We start from the raw sequence: 16,355 nt of genomic DNA on the forward strand, positions 1-16,355 counted from the left end.
ACCGGGTAAAAGCGATCGTTGTTTATTTTTTTCAGAGTCTACATACTTCCCTACTGAGTTCGTAAATCCCTGCTATGTAACCATATTATGTCTTAATTTCCACCGTTAGTATACTGAAAAATAATGAACTCCACAACAAAAAGGGCTGAGAAAGTCTCAAGCCCCTTATCTTTATAGGTCGTTCCTCTACTTATTAGCTATTACTGTTTCCAAAAAGTTAGCAGATGAATGATGGCTGACACCACTTCTACCCCTTGAAACGCCAGTAAACCTGCTGCTGCCGCTGTAAACAATCCGACTACCGCTTCTTTAAAAATGAATGGCATTGATACCAGCTCCTTTGCTTATTTAAAATAAGTAGATTTGTTATCATTCTACTCCTTTTTTCAGAATTTTCAATACCTTTTTATCAACAAAACAAAATAAAAACGCTTTCACTTTATAAAAATAAAGTGAAAGCGTTTTTTAAGCTTCCTTTTCTAATGCGTTCAGCGTAAGTGAATATTCTAATCCTTTTCCTTTTTGCACAATGTGCTGCACTTTGCCCATGTTGCACGCTTCTTGCGCACTAACGGTCATGCCGTTTGTTAACTTGAGCTGCACAGGTTCTTCCGCAATTCGTACGTCGCATGCTAAAGCTAACTCATATCCTCCGCCAAACGTAAAGTTTGTAAGAAGCGCAATCGTTTGTTTGGAGCTGCATGAAATACGCTGAAAAATCGCTCGAGCTGTTACTGCATGAATTGGCTGATAAAGCCTTCCTGTTTCTTCACGTAGGAAAGAGGCTGTTCTATGATCTCCGTTCATTTTATAGTACTGTCCCATAAATACAATAGATCCAACCGACCCATCGTGCTGCAGCTCATTCATCGTTTCTTGCAGCTCATACATGACTTCACTGTTCAAACGATTAAGCATTGACTGATTCATTCGTACAACCGCCACATGATTTCTTTTTTCTACTTTGATAAACCTTTTCATCGTTCCTCCGCCCTTTCCCCTGTTGTTCTTTATAAATAAAGCGCTTTCAAAAAATCCGCTTTTTAATAGAAAAGTTATTTTCATAGTTTCATCATACAACAAACTCATAATTATTTCCATTACTTTTTTAATTTTCCGTCAATAATTCTATAAATCATATCCATGTTTTTATCAAATAAGACGTGCTATAGTATAAGCAGCACAAATGCAGCTGAACTCACTGATAAAAGGAGTAATCACTATGAAATACGACTTAACAAAATGGGAGCCTCACGGCTATTCTTGCCCTGTGGAAGCAGCCGTTGATGTAGTCGGAGGCAAATGGAAAAGCGTCATTTTGTATCAATTATCGAAGGAACGCCGGCGCTTTAATGAGCTGCGCAGACTCATTCCCGGCGTGACGCAGCGAATGCTCACGCTGCAGCTTCGCGAACTCGAGCGCGACGGAATCATCCACCGCGAAGTCTATAAACAAGTCCCGCCTAAAGTAGAATACTATTTAACACCTTTTGGAGAAACGCTCATCCCTATTATCGAGCTGATGTTTAAATGGGGATATGATCATACCGATAAAATTGCTGAAGCAAGAATTCAAGCAGAAAAAGAGTAAGGAATGAGAAACGATATGAATAAAAGAAAAAAATTCCCTTTAATCTCCCCTTTTCTTTCGCTCAATTTAGTAAATACTGAAGCCGTCAGTCATGGCCGTCGTCACGAGTTACTAAGTGAAGACCAAGATTTATTAGACTGGCTTCATATAATGTGTGAAGAGATCCCTTCTCTTGATAAAACAATATTGACTATGTCTCAAAGTGAATTAACAGAAGTGTTACATCTTATATATGATTTTCGATTGTGTTTAAGAAACAACTTTGAATCAATAGCAGATGGAAATTCCATTGATAATAAGTGGATATTATCTTTAGAAAGAAATATTGAAAAAGCTCCTTATGTTTTTAAAATTCATGCACAGCAATTGGTACAAATCCCAACCGGGAGCATCGTAAATAAACTCTTTTCCTTACTATCATTAGATGCTTTGCAGTTAATCAGTGAAGGCCAACTAAACAAAATAAGAAGATGTAGCAACCCTGACTGTGTATTGTTATTTATTGATACAACTGGAAGACGTAAATGGTGCTCGATGAAAATCTGCGGGAACAGGCAAAAAGCGGCGCGTTTTCAAGATAAAAAGGATAGGGGTGAAAAATAACCATTAAAATCATTATTGACAGGTTAATTTATAAAGAGTTAAAATAATTGAAAAATAAAGGAGTTTTTATATAAAGATGAATAGTTCACCTAAAGCGTCGGCAAAAGAAGACATTTCATATACGCAATCATATTTTTCTAAAATGATAACGACCGCGAGAAGCCCTTTAAAAATTGACGTAAAAGATGCAGTTACAGGCTTAGTCGGTGGAACGGTTAGTATTTTACTTCTAGCTATACTGACTCAGCTTACATCAAGCCCTTGGCTTATGGCCCCTTTTGGAGCCAGCTGTGTATTAGCATTTGGACTTTGGAACGCTCCTCTATCGCAGCCCAGAAATATTATTGGAGGGCATTTAGTAGCGACTTTGGTGGGGTTAACCATCTATCATTTATTCGGTAATAACCCTTACACTTTAGGGATAGGAGTCGGCCTAGCCATTTTCTTTATGATGCTTACAAAAACAACTCACCCACCCGCAGGAGCAGACCCCATTGTTGTGATCTTGGGCGCTTCTTCTTGGAATTATATTATCAATCCCGTTTTAATAGGATCGATTGTAATTGTAATCGTTGCCCTTCTTATAAATAACGTACGAAGTAACAGGTCGTATCCTACCTACTGGATATAAGAAATTTGCTGATAAGAATTCAAAAATTTATAAGAATAGTCGCTAGAGTGAATCTACATAAAAAAAAGACTTCCCACAGGTCAGTGAAATTGACCTGTGGGAAGTCTTCTTTATACGTTTTTACGAATCAATAATTCTTTTAACCCGTACACAAACGTGCTTTCAATTGGCTTTAACTCAAATGACGGGCTCCAGTCCATCTGCGGATAGCGGTCAATCAGCTCGGCCAGCATAATTTTTGCTTCTATTCGAGCAAGGGGTGCTCCTAAGCAAAAATGAATGCCTCTTCCAAATGCCATGTGCACATTTGGCTTTCGATCGATTTTAAATACATCCGGATCTTCAAAATACTCCGCGTCTCGATGCGCAGATCCCATCCATGGAACGACGTGTTCGCCCGCTTTTAGTTTCTTGCCTGCAAGAGTCACATCTTCTTTTACGATTCGGTGAAGAGCCTGAACGGGTGAACGATAGCGAAGAACTTCTTCAATCGCAGAAGGCAAAAGTTCTTTCTCTCGTTTGAGTCGTTCAAAAGAAGCTTTATCTTCCATTAAACAATAAATCGTATTTGAAATTAAATTTGTGGTTGTTTCGTTTCCAGCAATCAGTAGCAAAATAGAAAAACCGACGATCTCTTCATCCGTTAGCTGTTTCCCTTCTTCTTTTGCCTGAAGAAGCAGGGAGATAATATCATCTCCTGGACGCGTGCGTTTTTCTTCAATGATTCGATAAAAGTAAGTTTCTAGCTCATCATTTGCTTTCATTTTCTCTTGCTGGAGTTTTTCGAGCGTTTCACGTTCGTTATTAGAAGGACCGGCTACGATAATATCCGACCAATCTTTAAACTGACGCTGATCTTCTATCGGCACGCCTAAAATATCGGCAATTACCATAACCGGAAGCGGATAGGACAGATGCTCGACTATATCAATATCTTCAAGATGCTCAACTTCTTGTAATAATTCATTTGTAATACGCGCAATTTTAGGCTCCCATGCTTTCATTGCTTTAGGCGTAAAAGCTTTATTAACAAGCGCTCTCATTTCAGCATGCTTAGGCGGATCAATATTAATTAGGCTCGTTCCTAGAGCAGTTTGTCTTTGGTTTTGTGGAGGTCTTCGATCAGAAGAAAAAATATTCTTTTGTTCTAACACTTCTTTGACCCCGTCATAGTGAAAAACATCCCATACCTGCCTTTTTTCATCCCATTGCACAGGCTCGGTGTTTCTCATCTCTTCATACCATGAAAAAGGATTAAAGCGTTCTTCTTTTGTTTGAATCGTATTCACTTGACGGACAATTCCGTTTTCTCTTTCTGTTTTCATGTTAAAACCTCCCCGTATCGTTCAAATAGAATGACTATCTAGTCATCTATGACCAAATAGTACCATATATACGAATTTCCTTAAAAATGATAGCTGTATATTTTAATAAAAATGAATCGATAGAAGGATATATTTTACAAAAAAGGGTAGGCGCATAGCGCCTACCTTTTTAAGAATAATGTTCTTCTGGTTTTTGTAATCGGTTGTCTAACGCGTACGCGCCGCTTCCTGCTAGAATCATATGAAGCGAAACGACAAAAAGGGCAACCTCAAGCTCATAGCCGCCTGTAAAACCAGCACCGCTTTTCGCTGTAAAAATAGCACCGATCATCACAATCGCAAACAAGACACCGATTAAACGCGTTTGAAATCCAAGAATCATAGCGGCTCCCCCTACGAATTCAATAACCGCAACCGCATAAGCGAAAAACGCAGGAATGCCCATGCTGTGGAAAAAACCGACCGTATTATCAATACCGCTTTGGAATTTGCCAAGACCATGAATAAAAAACGTTAGCCCTAACATAAGACGAAGTAAAAACGTTCCAAGCTGATAGCTTTTCATTTCTTTTCCTCCTTTTTTACTTTTGTCTGCACATGTAACAATTTTAGTTACAACTGTGAACAAATTCAAGGGGTTAGAACAGAAAAACAAGATATCAGCAAATTTCTTTATCTCATTTTAAACGTTTCTTTTGAAAGTAAGGCAATACTCCCTGCTCAGTCAGGCTGAAGATAAGAGAGAAAAGCAAAAATATGGTCATGAATAATGAGTTCTGCTGTAGGAGAATGGTTCTTTAATGGCAGGTGCTCAGAATATCGAAACCGATTGAATTTATTTACGTCAACATGGTGAACGGCCTGCACATGAAAATCTTCTATTATCGCTTTTACTTGAGCAAAAGGCGGCATCACAAGAGATTCGGTTCCGATTTTTTGCAGGCACTCTCTGCTTATGGCATGAGGAACAGCTGTCATCGAGCTCATTAATAAATCTTTTCTTCCTACCGTTTCATTTAACACGTACTTCCACCCCTGTACAACATGCGTGAGCTTCGCTTCATCTTCACATACGTTTAAAGCTACATCAACGCCGCTCGCTACCGCTGAAGCAAACGGATACAACTCTTGAGCTGAAAGAACAAAATCCCCGTCTATAAAAAGAAGAATATCTCCCGTTGCTGCAAGGGCCCCCGCAGCTCTTCCGCAATCGTGCCCTAACCGCCCATCGTAGACGAGGATTTTGACACCCTGTTCTTTGGCATACGCCTCCGACTGATCAGTGGAACCGTTAATCACGACAATGATTTCTAACGGCTCAAGTTTTCTTGCTTCTGCAATCACTTGTTTGATTGTTTGTTCTTCGTTGCAAACCGGAACAATAACAGACAGCTGTTTGCCTCCATAAAAAGAAGATAATTTCCCCCAGCCGTGCTCAACAACTGGAATGGGCTGCGCAAGCATATCCACTCGCCTTTTACGATTTGACGCCAGCGTATAGTATGTTTGAAGAAGCTGCTGGTAGGATTGAATTCGCTCTTTGCTGCGCAGCGGGCGATCAAATGGACGAAAGCTTCCTTTCCCCTGTGTTTCAATCGACATAGACATACTTACGCGGTACTGTGTTAAAAATGTCACAAATAACGAAAGAGGCGGCAGCTCCCAGTAGTTCTTCAACACGTTTAACAGCACCCCGTAAGGCGCTTTTAAATAAGCGTTGGCGTGGTGAGGCTTCCCAATCGCATGATGCATAACCGTACTCCACATCAGCTCGCTGCGGTTAAAGGCATTCATTTTCATTTTCCCCCACTTGTTTAGCACCACATCGCTATGTTCAAATAACAGCGGCTGAACAAAACGCTCGAGCTCGGAAGCTGAAAGAATAATGTCTCCGTCTACAAACAAGACGGCATCTCCTTTGGCAGTCTTTGCCCCTTCCATTCTCGCTTCATGTGGAGACATACGCTTTTCTATTACTTTTACCGTACACCCTTCTTCTTTCGCTATTTTTACTGAAGCATCTGTACAGCCATTTGCGACCACAATAATCTCAAGCACGTTCACTTTTTTAATTTGCTTAAGCACGTTTTTTAGCGTTTCTTCTTCATTGTAAACGGGCAGAACGACAGAAAGAGTTTTCATTGATATCCCCCCTAAAAAAAGAACCACTGAACAATTCAGCGGCTTCATTCATTTAAAATACCTCTTGTATCCACAACTTTTTTTGCGTATTTTACAATCGACCAATCGATTTGACTGTGATCGGTTAACACAAGTACAACATCGCTTTTTTTAACTTCTTCTTTTGTCAGCGGGACAGAGAAATACACTTGCTTATTTAATATAACGGAGTCAATGTAAGGGTCATGATACGTCAGCTCATATCCTTTTGCTAAAAGACCTTCACATACCGTCAGCGCCGGCGATTCACGCATATCATTTACGTCTTTTTTATACGCCATGCCTACAACAAACACGCGTTTCTCATTTGCTGCGAGCTGCTTTTCAACACGTCTAATTACTTTATTTGGCATTTCTTCATTAATATGATGAGCAGCTTCAATAAGTTCGCTTGTTAACCCATTTTGCTTTAGTTTCCATAAAAAATAAAGCGGATCAACGGGTATGCAGTGTCCTCCAATTCCGGGACCTGGATAATACGGTGTGAACCCAAACGGCTTAGTAGATGCCGCCTGTAAGACCTCATGAAAATCAATCCCTAATTCCTCACACAGTTCATTTGTTTCATTCACCAACGAAATATTGACAAGGCGCTGAATGTTTTCAAACAGCTTGCACATTTCCGCTACTTTTGGAGAAGAAACAGGTACGACTTGCTGAAAAATACTTTCATAAAACGTCTGCACGTGATAAAGGCAGTCTTTGCTGTAGCCGCTAATCACTTTTGGAATATACTCAATGTCGTACGACTTGTTTGCTGGATCGACTCGCTCTGGAGAATAAGCTAAATAAAAATCAACTCCTGCTTGCAAATCAGACTCCTTTAAAATAGGTAAAACGACTTCTTCCAGCGTGCCTGGATAGGTAGAGCTTTCATAAATAACGGTTTGTCCTTTTACCATATATTCTTTCAAAAACGTAGATGCGCTAATAACGGGTCCTAAGTCCGGATTATGATTCTCTGTAATAGGAGTTGGCACGGTCACCACTACATAATCGCATGCTTGAAATGCGGAAATACCTTTTTTTAATTCATATGCTTGAAAGTTTTTCTCTCTTTGAATCACATCATTACGTACGTCTGGAATATAGCTTTTTCCTTGTTTTAGCGCTTCAATTTTTGGAACGTCAATATCAAGTCCAATCACGGTGTAGTTTTTCTTAGCAAACAAAAGAGCAAGCGGCAGTCCTACATACCCTAGACCAATAACGGCAACTTTTTTATTCATTCTTCAACACCTCAAACAAAAGATCATGTCTTCGTATGTCCGGAAGAAATTCGCCTCTTTCGCTAGTTTGGCTAATATAGTACGCCATGGCCTCTACATAATCTCCTAGAATTCGCTGAGTTGATGCTGCTAGACCTTTGACTTTCATATGCTCTTTTCGAATCCGGTTCGTTCGCGCCACATCTACAAAATGAACAGGATGAACCGTAAAGCCGTACATGATACTTTTTAATTGAAATAAAGGTGGAATGATAAGAGAATCATAGCCCACTTTCTCCATTACATCCCGTTTAATTACATGTGGAATCGCCGTTGTTGTATTAATCGTTAAATCAGGACGTTTACAGACAAGGTTCAGAAAATATTTCGCAGCACTTACCGAGTGAATAGGATGCACTTCGTCAAGCAGACATTCTAAATTATTAAGCGCTACATCAATGCCTTGGTCAGCTGCTTCTAAAAACCGCCGTAAATCTTCCGCGGAAATCACAATGTCTCCATCTATGAACAAGCAAATCTCACCGCTGCTGTACATCGCACCGATTGCTCGAGGTACGTTATGCCCAAGCCGCTGCTTGTAATGAAGAACAGTAGCACCCTCTTCAATTGCTCGCTTAACCGTCACTTCGTCTGCTCCGTTGGCAACCACAATGATTTCTTCCACTCCGGCTTTTTTTACTTCTTTAATAACGTTTGCAATCGTTTCTTTTTCTTCACCTACTGGAATAACAGCACTGTACTTAACGCCTGCTTTCCGCTTCACGCTTGGTGTATAAGAGGAAACAACGTCTCGATTTCGATCGCCGTCTGTTAGTCCGCCTCTTATGCCTTTTTCTTCGATAAGATGAGCTAACGCTTTAATGTGATCTCCAATAATATAATTAGTGGAAATAGGAAAAGGTGAATTGGTAGGAATTGTTTTGTGGGTGGTTCTAATCTTATTTGTATAAATAACGTCTGAAGAACACGGTGCAACGATTGACATTCCTTTTAAAAGAGCAATCGTTTGAGCGAGCGGGGGATGAGCTAAATTCTCATATCCAATTTCCGCAGCCGATGTTTTTTTTATGGCATGAGGAATGGCTGTTAATGCTTGAACGGATAAATCTTCACGCTGTAAGCATAAGTTCAGCATGTATTTCGCAATGGAAACAGAATGAGGACGCACCTTTCGTTTCATAATCCACGTAAGGTCGTTTAACGCTATATCATGACCGGTTTCTATAGCCTTCGTATATTTCATCAGCTCCTCATGAGGAACCGCTATATCTCCGTCCAAAAAAAGCAAAATGTCTCCTTTTGCTTTTTTAGCCCCAATGGCTCTTCCGATATTAATGCCAAGAGCTTCCTCATAATAAATGACGCGGCAGCCTGCATCCTCGGCTATTGCCTTAGTTGCGTCACTAGATCCATTTACTACGACAATAATCTCAAACGGCTTTATTTTTTGAGCTTCTTTAAGCACCGGTAATAATGAATCTTCTTCGTTACAGGCTGGAATAATCACTGATACTTTCAAACTCACTCAACTCCGCTGAAAATTCGAACATACGTGATGGCTACTAGTGGAATGGTTACGTCCGTTGGCTCACCATATGAGCTTGATGTACGTACAACAGCCGCTGCATCCGTAACAGCAAGCAGTGTTCCATTAATAACGTCAATAGCTGTGATGATTTGCACAAATGAGCCAACATTTTCTCGTAATGTATCTTGAAACATACTTTTCTCTCCTTTCGTTTAAGCGCCTTGAATAGTAACAATGCTTGTAAATGGAAGTAATACTGTTGATGTTGGAGACTCTACTAATTCTAAATAATCATCTCCTACAAATGTCACGACACCTTCTAGTGGACCAGCCGTTGTTTCAATCACAACTTCTTTTCCGATATACTGCTCGGCAATTTCTTTAAAAGGTGATTCTTGAGATTCTTTAATAATACTTATTACGTATTCTTTGAACGTGTCAGAATAAACGACTTCTTCTACTGCTTTCTTTGTGTTTTCCTGAATAAATTCAGCAAATCGATTTGAAAACAACAGGTGTTTTATCTTTTCTATATAGCGACGGTAACAACAAAAAAACATAAAGTTTGTTCCTCCTTTTTATACTGTTATCCCTTCAAATTACCTACAACAATTGACGTAACCTAAGAGATTACTTTATCAATATATACAAGCTTTATCAGAAAGGTGACAGAACTTTTATTATATTTCCATACAAATACGCACATGACTAGCCCGTTTTGCATATGATTACTTCCTACTTCCTCCTACCTACTGAAACCTAAACAAAAAAAAGACAAAGCTCCTAAGCTTTGTCTTGTCTTATCTATTAAATGAAGAATCAGTTGGCTGCAATACGCTTTGCTCCTATATAGCGCTCTTTCCAATAGCTTGAATTTTTATCGCTAATTGTCACGCCTTTAGAAGACGATGCGTTAATAAATTTTCCGTCTCCAAGATAAATGCCTGCATGAGAAGGGCCTTCTTTGTACGTTTCAAAGAACACAAGATCTCCTACCTGCGGTTCACTTACATTTTCACCTGATTTATAGATATCTTCAACCGTTCTGGGAATATCAACGCCTACGCTTTCTTTATATACATACTGAAGATATCCGCTGCAGTCAAATCCTGAAGGTGTAGTGCCGCCCCATTTGTACGGCGTGCCCATTAAGGATTTTGCTTTGCTGATTACTTTATCCGTATTCACTTCTGATTCGCCTTCTACAACGCCGCCTTTACCTAATGCATTGTATGTATTCTCTCCAACAACTCCATCTGCTTCTAGGTTATGTTTCTCTTGAAAAGCCATAACCGCTTTTTTTGTTTCATAATTAAAATAACGCGATACTTCGCCTTTTAAAAATCCTTTGTCTTTTAACACCGTTTTAACTTGTTCAACATCATCATTTGTCATCCCTTGTTTTAAAACCGTGTCGCCAAACGCAGCATGTCCCATTGCCGGACTTGCAAATAAAGCTCCTCCTACAAGAAGCGCCGATAGCATTTTTTTCATTTCGTTTCCTCCCCGAATCATGTTTTAAGCACCGTACAACCATACCATCTGCGGATAACAATTCAATTAATAGAAGATAACAATTTGATAACAATCTTCTTAAACACCCTCAACTCTTGGATGTAAAACGCCGAAATATAAGAAGAAGAGAAAAACAACTATTCTAGCAAATAAAGGTGATAAACATGAATTGGTTTAAACGAAACAAAGCGCACGCCGAAGCAGCCGCTGTCGAATCCATCACTGTAAAGCTTCATGTATCGGACCCGATGATAAAAAAGCAGATTAACATGATTTCCTTAACAGCAGAGGATCTCGAACGGATTGCCGGATTTCAAGTTCACGCGCTAAATGCCATCGAAGAGATCGTGAACGATTTTTACAAAGCTATTGGCGAACAGGCCCATTTGGTTGCGATTATCGAAAAGCACAGCAGCGTCCATGCATTAAAACAAACGTTAAAACGGCATATTTTAGAAATGTTTGATGGACAAATAGACGATGCTTTTGTGGTAAAACGTCAAAAAATTTCCAAGATGCACGTTAAAATTGGACTTGAGCCAAACTGGTATTTGTGCGCATTTCAAAATTTATTTACATCACTTCTTTCAGTATGTGAACGTAGGATGGAATCAAAAGAAGAATGTCTGGCTTTTATTGCAAGTATGACAAAGCTTATTAGTCTAGAACAGCAAATTGTGTTAAAAGCCTATGAGCTTGAATATGACGAGCAGCGGGCTGGACTTCAGACTCAAAAAGAGAAAATTCAGCTAGAAATCTCTCGTACATCATCTATCCTTTCTTCGCTATCTGAAGAAACGAAGACATTTATGAATCAAATGCACAACCAGTCCTCTGACGTCGTTTCTTATGCAAACAAAAGCTCTGAACTAGCAGAAGTCATTGAGAAGGAATCCGTTACGAGTCAAGCAAAATTAAAAGAAGAACAAAACATGCTGGGAAGCATACAAAAAAATACGTCGCTCATTCAAAACAAAATGAAAACGCTCGAACATACATCACAGCAAATTCATCAAATCGTTTCGATTGTTACTTCTATTGCGGAGCAAACGAATTTATTAGCATTAAACGCTTCGATTGAGTCTGCTCGAGCGGGCGAGCATGGAAAAGGATTTGCAGTGGTGGCACAGGAAGTACGGAAGCTTGCAGAAGAAACGAAGAAATCTATTGCTAATATTTCCACTTTTATCGGAGACATTCAAAAACAAATCGAAAGCGTCTCGGCGCTAGGCGGAGAAGTCGCTACATTAACAAAAGATACGGCTGACAATATGAACAACATTACTTCTTTTTTCACGAACGTTCTTAGCATAACAACGGAGAACAAACAGCAAACCGTGCTAACCAAAAAAGAGCTTGAAAAAATAGCCGATGTAATGAAGCAGCTGTCTCTGCGTATTGAGAAGATGGCCCATTCCTCAGAAGAACTTGAACGGTTAACTGAAAAAAGTTGATATGCAAAAAAGCCTTCTCAGCTTGCACAAGAAGGCTTTTTTATTTTTTTAAGCTAGCAGCGGGCTCTTGAGAAGAACGCTCGATAAACTGGACAAAATCCTCTCCGTATATGCTTCGAATCAGAGCCGTCAGCTCAACAAAGTCAGGCAGCTCTCCGTAAACATCTCGCAGCGGCATCGCTCCTTGAAACAAAGGATTTTCAAGAGGATTATAATCCTCGAGCGTTTTTAAAAACATCTTTTTTCCTTCTTCTGTGAGCTGTACGTATGTATTCCGCTTATCTTTCTCATTTTTAGAAAGGGTAAGATAGCCCCGCAAGTGCAATTTTTTTGCAAAGTTAAAAGCTGTGGATAAATGCATGACGCCTAGCTTTGAAATGTCAGTCATCGATGCAATTTCCAGCTGATAAGCAATCCCCAAAATGTGATGCTCATTAATGCTCAGATCGTACGGCTTAACCCACTGTTCCCAATCCTTCTCAGTAGACTTCCAAAGAGCTTTGCTTACTTGCATCACAAGCTGGTTAAACAGCATGGCATCTTTAATCGTATCTTGATTTAACGTGCGTTTCACCTCTTCACTTCCTCTCTAGAAATGCAACCGTTCACATCATTTTCCCCTAAGACTTTATAAACAAAAAGAATGAAAATATATACAAAATATTATACATGATTGCTTATATATTTCAACTTATTTTGCATAAAAATAAATTTAAACGTTTCTTTATGTAAAAAAACAGACGTGAACGCTGAACGTTCACACCTGTTTTTTAATGAATATACCGTTTACCAACCAGAAGGTTTGAAATAACGTCCGTTGGAATTTCAAACTCAATGTTTCCCATATATCCTGGGGCGACTTTGTATTTATCAAATACAATTCTAAGCTTGTGATCTTTTGTAATGTAGAAACTTTGATTTTCAGCAATCTCTTTAAAAGGATCCATATCTTCTTCAGTCAGCCAGTAGATTTTGCCTTCTTCATGTTTCATTTGACCTTTCATTTGCTGTTTAATATTTTCACTAATGACCTTTATATAGCTTTTATCTTTGAACAAACTTGGAAGCGTTACGAGCACTTCATGTTTTTTATCAATCGTGTCGTACTGATTGATGCTCGACGTTGAAGCTCTCGATTCTTCCACATATCGATGAACCACAAGCAAATCATCGGTATCCGTCATAATATCATAGCCGCTGCTGACAGCCACGTTTCCTTTCTCTCCTTTTTGTAATGTTTTCATCTCTTTTTTAAACTGTTCATACAGCTGCTCATTTTCTTTTATATACTTTTCATTCAAGCTTGTTTGAAGACCTTTGTTTTCCAAGCCTGAAATCGATGGTGTTTTCACGTCAATACGAGAATGCTTTTCTTCTTGCTTTAGTTCATCAAATGTGATCACTTCTACTACTTTTCCAAGCACAGGAATTTTTGCCATTGCATTTGCCGCATCTGGACTCACATTCACTGTTGTGATAAAAATCATCGCTGCTGCCGCAATCGCGCTCGGCCAAATATAGGATTTCTTTTTACGTGGATGTGAAGAAAGTGCCTTTGCAACAACATCATCTAATTCCTCTGGAATAGGAATGTCATGATACTGCTTCTTTAACTTTTCTATTTTATCATTCATTGTTCTAAGTCCTCCTCCGTCATCGTAATCCGCAACAGGTTCAACCCTCTGTATAGCTTTGTCTTTACCGTATTTACATTTTCCTCAATGATTTCCGCAATTTCGTCCATTTTTAAATCTTCGAAAAACCGCAGAATAATAATGGTTTTATATTTAACCGGCAGCTGATCCATTGCTTGCTTTAAATCGATATCTTCATACTGATCTTCACGTCCGCTGCTCAAGTACTCAAGCGCTTCATCGTCCATAAGCGTTAAACGTTTATGCTTGCGCAGGAAATCGATTGCTGTTCGTACAACAATTTTATAAAGCCAGCTTTTAATCGATTGAATATCCTTGATATTGTCTATTGAAATGAGTGCTTTTTTAATCGATTCTTGCATAATATCAAGCGCATCTTCTTGATTTTTTACATAGCTGAAAGCAAGCCGGTAAAAATCCGCTTTATGCTCGGTTATGCACGCTACGAGCATCTGATGTGCATCATGTTTTTTCATCATCTTTCATACCCTTCTATTTTCTCTTGCTGAAGTACATCTATAAGGTAGACGGAATAAGTAGAAAAATAGTTTGGTTTTTTTAAAAAAAGTAAAACTAAATGATGGTCTCATGCGTCTATTAGGTAGATATATACAAAAAGGGGAATATTACTACATGAAAACCATGGGCTACAAACGTATTTTGACACTGCTTGGATGCTGTATTTTGTTTCTTGGTACAGCAGGGTATATCGTCAAAGCAAACAGTACAGAGAAAAAAACGGCAAGTATCCAAACAGATCAAACCTATCCAAACGTTGAAATTCAAACGCTAGTTAAGGACCTTACCGACGGAGGCTACGCCATTAGCTACCCTTCCTTTGGTAAAAAAGAAATCGATCAATACATTCAAGCTTACGTAACAGATCAAGTGGCACACTATGAAAAAAAGCTGAAGAAGCTGTCAAAAAAGAAAAAATCTGAATTAACGATTACATATAAAATCGTCCATTACAGCAAGCAAACGCTAAGCATTGTCTTTGATGAATATGAATCGGTAAATGGAGAGAAAGGAACGTCTTCTCTCAAAACCTTTACCTTCGACCTGCCTGCTCAAAAACAAATGACGTTAAAGAATTTATTTAAAGAAGATGCAAACTACTTAGATCGCCTGTCGGCTATTTCATATGCTGAATTAAAAAAACAAATGAAAACAGCTGATTTTGACCCTGACCTTCAAAGAGGAACTCAGGCAGCTAATCAAAATTTCAGTCAGTTTGCGCTGCTTGAAAACAGTATTGTGATCTATTTTAAGCCTTATCAGCTAGGTGCTGAACAAATGAAAACCAAAACAATCGCTATCCAAAAAGATTTATTTAAAGACATGCTGAGCGATGCTTACAAAGACGAAGCAGTAAATAAAAATAAAGTCAAAGAAACGCCTCCAAAACATATCGTTAACGAAATGCCACAGCAAGGAGCGCCTATTGATCCAACTAAAAAAGTCGTTGCGATGACCTTTGATGACGGACCTAACCCTTCATCTACCAATTTGATCTTAGATGGATTAAAAGAAATGAACGGGCACGCTACCTTTTTTGTGTTAGGAAGTCGCGTTCAATATTATCCTGAAACAATCGAACGTATGGTCAAGGAAGGCAACGAAGTCGGAAATCACTCTTGGGATCATCCTCAGCTCACACGTTTGAACGAAGCGCAGGTCAAACACCAAATAGGCGATACCCAAGCGCTCATCGAACAAGTGAGCGGCTATGAACCACTGCATGTACGCCCTCCTTATGGAGCCGTGAACGCAAATGTAAGACGTTATATCGGAAATGTTGGTGTGACTCTATGGGATATCGATCCCGAAGACTGGAAATACAGAAACGTTCCTCACTCCGTTCAAGCGGTTATGAGCCAAGTCGGAGACGGAAAAGTTATTTTAATGCATGATATTTATCAAACAAGTGCCGAAGCAGCGGTTGAAATTATGAAGCAGCTTCACGCACAAGGGTATCAACTTGTTACGATTTCACAGCTAGAACAAGTAAAAAAAGAGCGGGAGCAGCTGCATGTGCAGTAGCAGATAGCAGGCGAACGCGCTGCAGTCATTAGGATGGCTGCAGCGCGTTTGTTTTTTTATGCGATGTTTAATAAATGCTATACAGAGCAGCATAAACGGAATCACTACATGAAAAGGGATAAAAAGCAACACTGGCATAATCGTTAGCCCTTCTTTTAAATGCTCTTGAAAATTACTTGCAATCGTCAAAGAAAAAAATAAAATCACCCTGCCCACAGGATATGTCAGCGCAGAAGGTCGTTTCGCCTTAAACAGTGTGGAAAGTCCAACAATCACGGCGTAAAAAAAGACGCTGATTTTAACAAATCCTCCGATGACTAATGCACTCATAAAAAACACGTCCAGCCGTTCTAGCTATTACTTCAAATCCTTTGTGCACCGTATAAATAATTAACAGCATCAGCATCACATTCATTACAAATAAAGGCCTGTCGCTTGTTCCTCGGACGCCGAACCTTCTGTTTCCTTTTTATTGTCTTTGCTTTTTTATTTTTAAATAAAGAAGGCACGATTAAAAACACCTTTTTTTAGCTTTTTCCAAATAAATGCTTTGTATGCAATTTTTAATAGAGCAATCAAAGCGTAAGACAAAAAAATAAC

19 protein-coding genes are annotated in these 16,355 nt (G+C 39.2%); 5 read left to right on the forward strand and 14 right to left on the reverse strand.

The features are described 5' to 3' along the window. Nucleotides 1-200: 200 nt before the first annotated feature. On the reverse strand, nucleotides 201-326 hold the full coding sequence (locus tag BG04_RS31630) for a hypothetical protein (RefSeq protein ID WP_016765178.1): 126 nt from the start codon (nucleotides 324-326) through the stop codon (nucleotides 201-203). 139 nt (nucleotides 327-465) lie between these two features. Further along, a complete protein-coding gene (locus BG04_RS04230) occupies nucleotides 466-981 on the reverse strand; it encodes an enoyl-CoA hydratase/isomerase family protein (protein ID WP_034655000.1) in 516 nt (171 codons plus the stop codon). 241 nt (nucleotides 982-1,222) lie between these two features. On the opposite strand from BG04_RS04230, the gene BG04_RS04235 reads away from it, so the two are divergent. The 3 genes from BG04_RS04235 (at nucleotide 1,223) to BG04_RS04245 (ending at nucleotide 2,825) form a co-directional block, all read left to right on the forward strand. Further along, entirely contained in the window at nucleotides 1,223-1,591 is a 369-nt protein-coding gene (locus BG04_RS04235; protein WP_013084552.1) for a winged helix-turn-helix transcriptional regulator, read from the forward strand. A gap of 15 nt (nucleotides 1,592-1,606) precedes the next feature. Next, nucleotides 1,607-2,194, forward strand: coding sequence for a CGNR zinc finger domain-containing protein (locus BG04_RS04240; RefSeq protein ID WP_034654999.1), 588 nt, complete (start codon nucleotides 1,607-1,609; stop codon nucleotides 2,192-2,194). Nucleotides 2,195-2,270: 76 nt separating this feature from the next. Beyond that, on the forward strand, nucleotides 2,271-2,825 hold the full coding sequence (locus BG04_RS04245) for an HPP family protein (protein WP_034649590.1): 555 nt from the start codon (nucleotides 2,271-2,273) through the stop codon (nucleotides 2,823-2,825). A 110-nt stretch (nucleotides 2,826-2,935) separates the two neighbouring features. Here the strand turns inward: BG04_RS04245 and BG04_RS04250 are convergent, their stop codons facing one another. The 8 genes from BG04_RS04250 to BG04_RS04285 form a co-directional block, all read right to left on the reverse strand. Further along, complete coding sequence (locus tag BG04_RS04250) at nucleotides 2,936-4,150, reverse strand: cytochrome P450 (protein ID WP_034649587.1); 1,215 nt, start codon at nucleotides 4,148-4,150, stop codon at nucleotides 2,936-2,938. A 169-nt stretch (nucleotides 4,151-4,319) separates the two neighbouring features. Then, complete coding sequence (locus BG04_RS04255) at nucleotides 4,320-4,715, reverse strand: DoxX family protein (protein ID WP_013058570.1); 396 nt, start codon at nucleotides 4,713-4,715, stop codon at nucleotides 4,320-4,322. A 155-nt stretch (nucleotides 4,716-4,870) separates the two neighbouring features. Continuing rightward, nucleotides 4,871-6,292 (reverse strand): glycosyltransferase family 2 protein, encoded by a 1,422-nt coding sequence (locus tag BG04_RS04260; protein ID WP_034649584.1) that lies wholly within the window; start codon nucleotides 6,290-6,292, stop codon nucleotides 4,871-4,873. A gap of 44 nt (nucleotides 6,293-6,336) precedes the next feature. Continuing rightward, nucleotides 6,337-7,560, reverse strand: coding sequence for a nucleotide sugar dehydrogenase (locus tag BG04_RS04265; RefSeq protein ID WP_034649582.1), 1,224 nt, complete (start codon nucleotides 7,558-7,560; stop codon nucleotides 6,337-6,339). Beyond that, nucleotides 7,553-9,079, reverse strand: coding sequence for a glycosyltransferase family 2 protein (locus BG04_RS04270; RefSeq protein WP_034649579.1), 1,527 nt, complete (start codon nucleotides 9,077-9,079; stop codon nucleotides 7,553-7,555). The genes BG04_RS04265 and BG04_RS04270 overlap by 8 nt, the downstream gene beginning before the upstream one ends. Before the next feature lie 2 nt (nucleotides 9,080-9,081). After that, nucleotides 9,082-9,282 (reverse strand): hypothetical protein, encoded by a 201-nt coding sequence (locus BG04_RS04275; RefSeq protein ID WP_013084559.1) that lies wholly within the window; start codon nucleotides 9,280-9,282, stop codon nucleotides 9,082-9,084. An 18-nt stretch (nucleotides 9,283-9,300) separates the two neighbouring features. Next, nucleotides 9,301-9,648 (reverse strand): DUF2642 domain-containing protein, encoded by a 348-nt coding sequence (locus BG04_RS04280; protein ID WP_034649577.1) that lies wholly within the window; start codon nucleotides 9,646-9,648, stop codon nucleotides 9,301-9,303. Between the two features lie 259 nt (nucleotides 9,649-9,907). Next, nucleotides 9,908-10,582, reverse strand: a complete 675-nt coding sequence (locus tag BG04_RS04285; RefSeq protein ID WP_034649575.1) for a C40 family peptidase — start codon at nucleotides 10,580-10,582, stop codon at nucleotides 9,908-9,910. Nucleotides 10,583-10,767: 185 nt separating this feature from the next. Here BG04_RS04285 and BG04_RS31755 point away from each other — a divergent pair, with 185 nt between their 5' ends. After that, nucleotides 10,768-12,057, forward strand: coding sequence for a globin-coupled sensor protein (locus tag BG04_RS31755; RefSeq protein ID WP_034649573.1), 1,290 nt, complete (start codon nucleotides 10,768-10,770; stop codon nucleotides 12,055-12,057). Nucleotides 12,058-12,097: 40 nt separating this feature from the next. On the opposite strand, the gene BG04_RS04295 is transcribed toward BG04_RS31755, so the two are convergent. From BG04_RS04295 to BG04_RS04305, 3 genes are all read right to left on the reverse strand, one after another. Then, on the reverse strand, nucleotides 12,098-12,631 hold the full coding sequence (locus BG04_RS04295; RefSeq protein WP_013084563.1) for an HTH-type transcriptional regulator Hpr: 534 nt from the start codon (nucleotides 12,629-12,631) through the stop codon (nucleotides 12,098-12,100). Nucleotides 12,632-12,827: 196 nt separating this feature from the next. Further along, a complete protein-coding gene (rsiV, locus tag BG04_RS04300; protein WP_034649569.1) occupies nucleotides 12,828-13,691 on the reverse strand; it encodes an anti-sigma-V factor RsiV in 864 nt (287 codons plus the stop codon). Then, on the reverse strand, nucleotides 13,688-14,188 hold the full coding sequence (locus BG04_RS04305; RefSeq protein ID WP_034654998.1) for an RNA polymerase sigma factor SigV: 501 nt from the start codon (nucleotides 14,186-14,188) through the stop codon (nucleotides 13,688-13,690). The genes rsiV and BG04_RS04305 overlap by 4 nt, the downstream gene beginning before the upstream one ends. Before the next feature lie 157 nt (nucleotides 14,189-14,345). Between BG04_RS04305 and BG04_RS04310 the strand changes: the two genes are divergently transcribed. Continuing rightward, entirely contained in the window at nucleotides 14,346-15,755 is a 1,410-nt protein-coding gene (locus tag BG04_RS04310; RefSeq protein WP_034649566.1) for a polysaccharide deacetylase family protein, read from the forward strand. Here the strand turns inward: BG04_RS04310 and BG04_RS29330 are convergent. Further along, nucleotides 15,711-16,085, reverse strand: a complete 375-nt coding sequence (locus BG04_RS29330) for a GerAB/ArcD/ProY family transporter (protein WP_034649563.1) — start codon at nucleotides 16,083-16,085, stop codon at nucleotides 15,711-15,713. The genes BG04_RS04310 and BG04_RS29330 overlap by 45 nt on opposite strands. Nucleotides 16,086-16,355 lie beyond the last annotated feature (270 nt).

The organism is Priestia megaterium NBRC 15308 = ATCC 14581 (genome assembly GCF_000832985.1).
GTDB lineage: Bacteria > Bacillota > Bacilli > Bacillales > Bacillaceae_H > Priestia > Priestia megaterium.

What these genes read in the sequence shown, in the direction of transcription:
- BG04_RS31630 (WP_016765178.1), bottom strand. Translation starts at nt 326, where the DNA reads ATGCCATTCATTTTTAAAGAAGCGGTAGTCGGATTGTTTACAGCGGCA.
- BG04_RS04230 (WP_034655000.1), bottom strand. Translation starts at nt 981, where the DNA reads ATGAAAAGGTTTATCAAAGTAGAAAAAAGAAATCATGTGGCGGTTGTA.
- BG04_RS04235 (WP_013084552.1), top strand. Translation starts at nt 1,223, where the DNA reads ATGAAATACGACTTAACAAAATGGGAGCCTCACGGCTATTCTTGCCCT.
- BG04_RS04240 (WP_034654999.1), top strand. Translation starts at nt 1,607, where the DNA reads ATGAATAAAAGAAAAAAATTCCCTTTAATCTCCCCTTTTCTTTCGCTC.
- BG04_RS04245 (WP_034649590.1), top strand. Translation starts at nt 2,271, where the DNA reads ATGAATAGTTCACCTAAAGCGTCGGCAAAAGAAGACATTTCATATACG.
- BG04_RS04250 (WP_034649587.1), bottom strand. Translation starts at nt 4,150, where the DNA reads ATGAAAACAGAAAGAGAAAACGGAATTGTCCGTCAAGTGAATACGATT.
- BG04_RS04255 (WP_013058570.1), bottom strand. Translation starts at nt 4,715, where the DNA reads ATGAAAAGCTATCAGCTTGGAACGTTTTTACTTCGTCTTATGTTAGGG.
- BG04_RS04260 (WP_034649584.1), bottom strand. Translation starts at nt 6,292, where the DNA reads ATGAAAACTCTTTCTGTCGTTCTGCCCGTTTACAATGAAGAAGAAACG.
- BG04_RS04265 (WP_034649582.1), bottom strand. Translation starts at nt 7,560, where the DNA reads ATGAATAAAAAAGTTGCCGTTATTGGTCTAGGGTATGTAGGACTGCCG.
- BG04_RS04275 (WP_013084559.1), bottom strand. Translation starts at nt 9,282, where the DNA reads ATGTTTCAAGATACATTACGAGAAAATGTTGGCTCATTTGTGCAAATC.
- BG04_RS04280 (WP_034649577.1), bottom strand. Translation starts at nt 9,648, where the DNA reads ATGTTTTTTTGTTGTTACCGTCGCTATATAGAAAAGATAAAACACCTG.
- BG04_RS04285 (WP_034649575.1), bottom strand. Translation starts at nt 10,582, where the DNA reads ATGAAAAAAATGCTATCGGCGCTTCTTGTAGGAGGAGCTTTATTTGCA.
- BG04_RS31755 (WP_034649573.1), top strand. Translation starts at nt 10,768, where the DNA reads ATGAATTGGTTTAAACGAAACAAAGCGCACGCCGAAGCAGCCGCTGTC.
- rsiV (WP_034649569.1), bottom strand. Translation starts at nt 13,691, where the DNA reads ATGAATGATAAAATAGAAAAGTTAAAGAAGCAGTATCATGACATTCCT.
- BG04_RS04305 (WP_034654998.1), bottom strand. Translation starts at nt 14,188, where the DNA reads ATGAAAAAACATGATGCACATCAGATGCTCGTAGCGTGCATAACCGAG.
- BG04_RS04310 (WP_034649566.1), top strand. Translation starts at nt 14,346, where the DNA reads ATGAAAACCATGGGCTACAAACGTATTTTGACACTGCTTGGATGCTGT.
- BG04_RS29330 (WP_034649563.1), bottom strand. Translation starts at nt 16,085, where the DNA reads ATGAGTGCATTAGTCATCGGAGGATTTGTTAAAATCAGCGTCTTTTTT.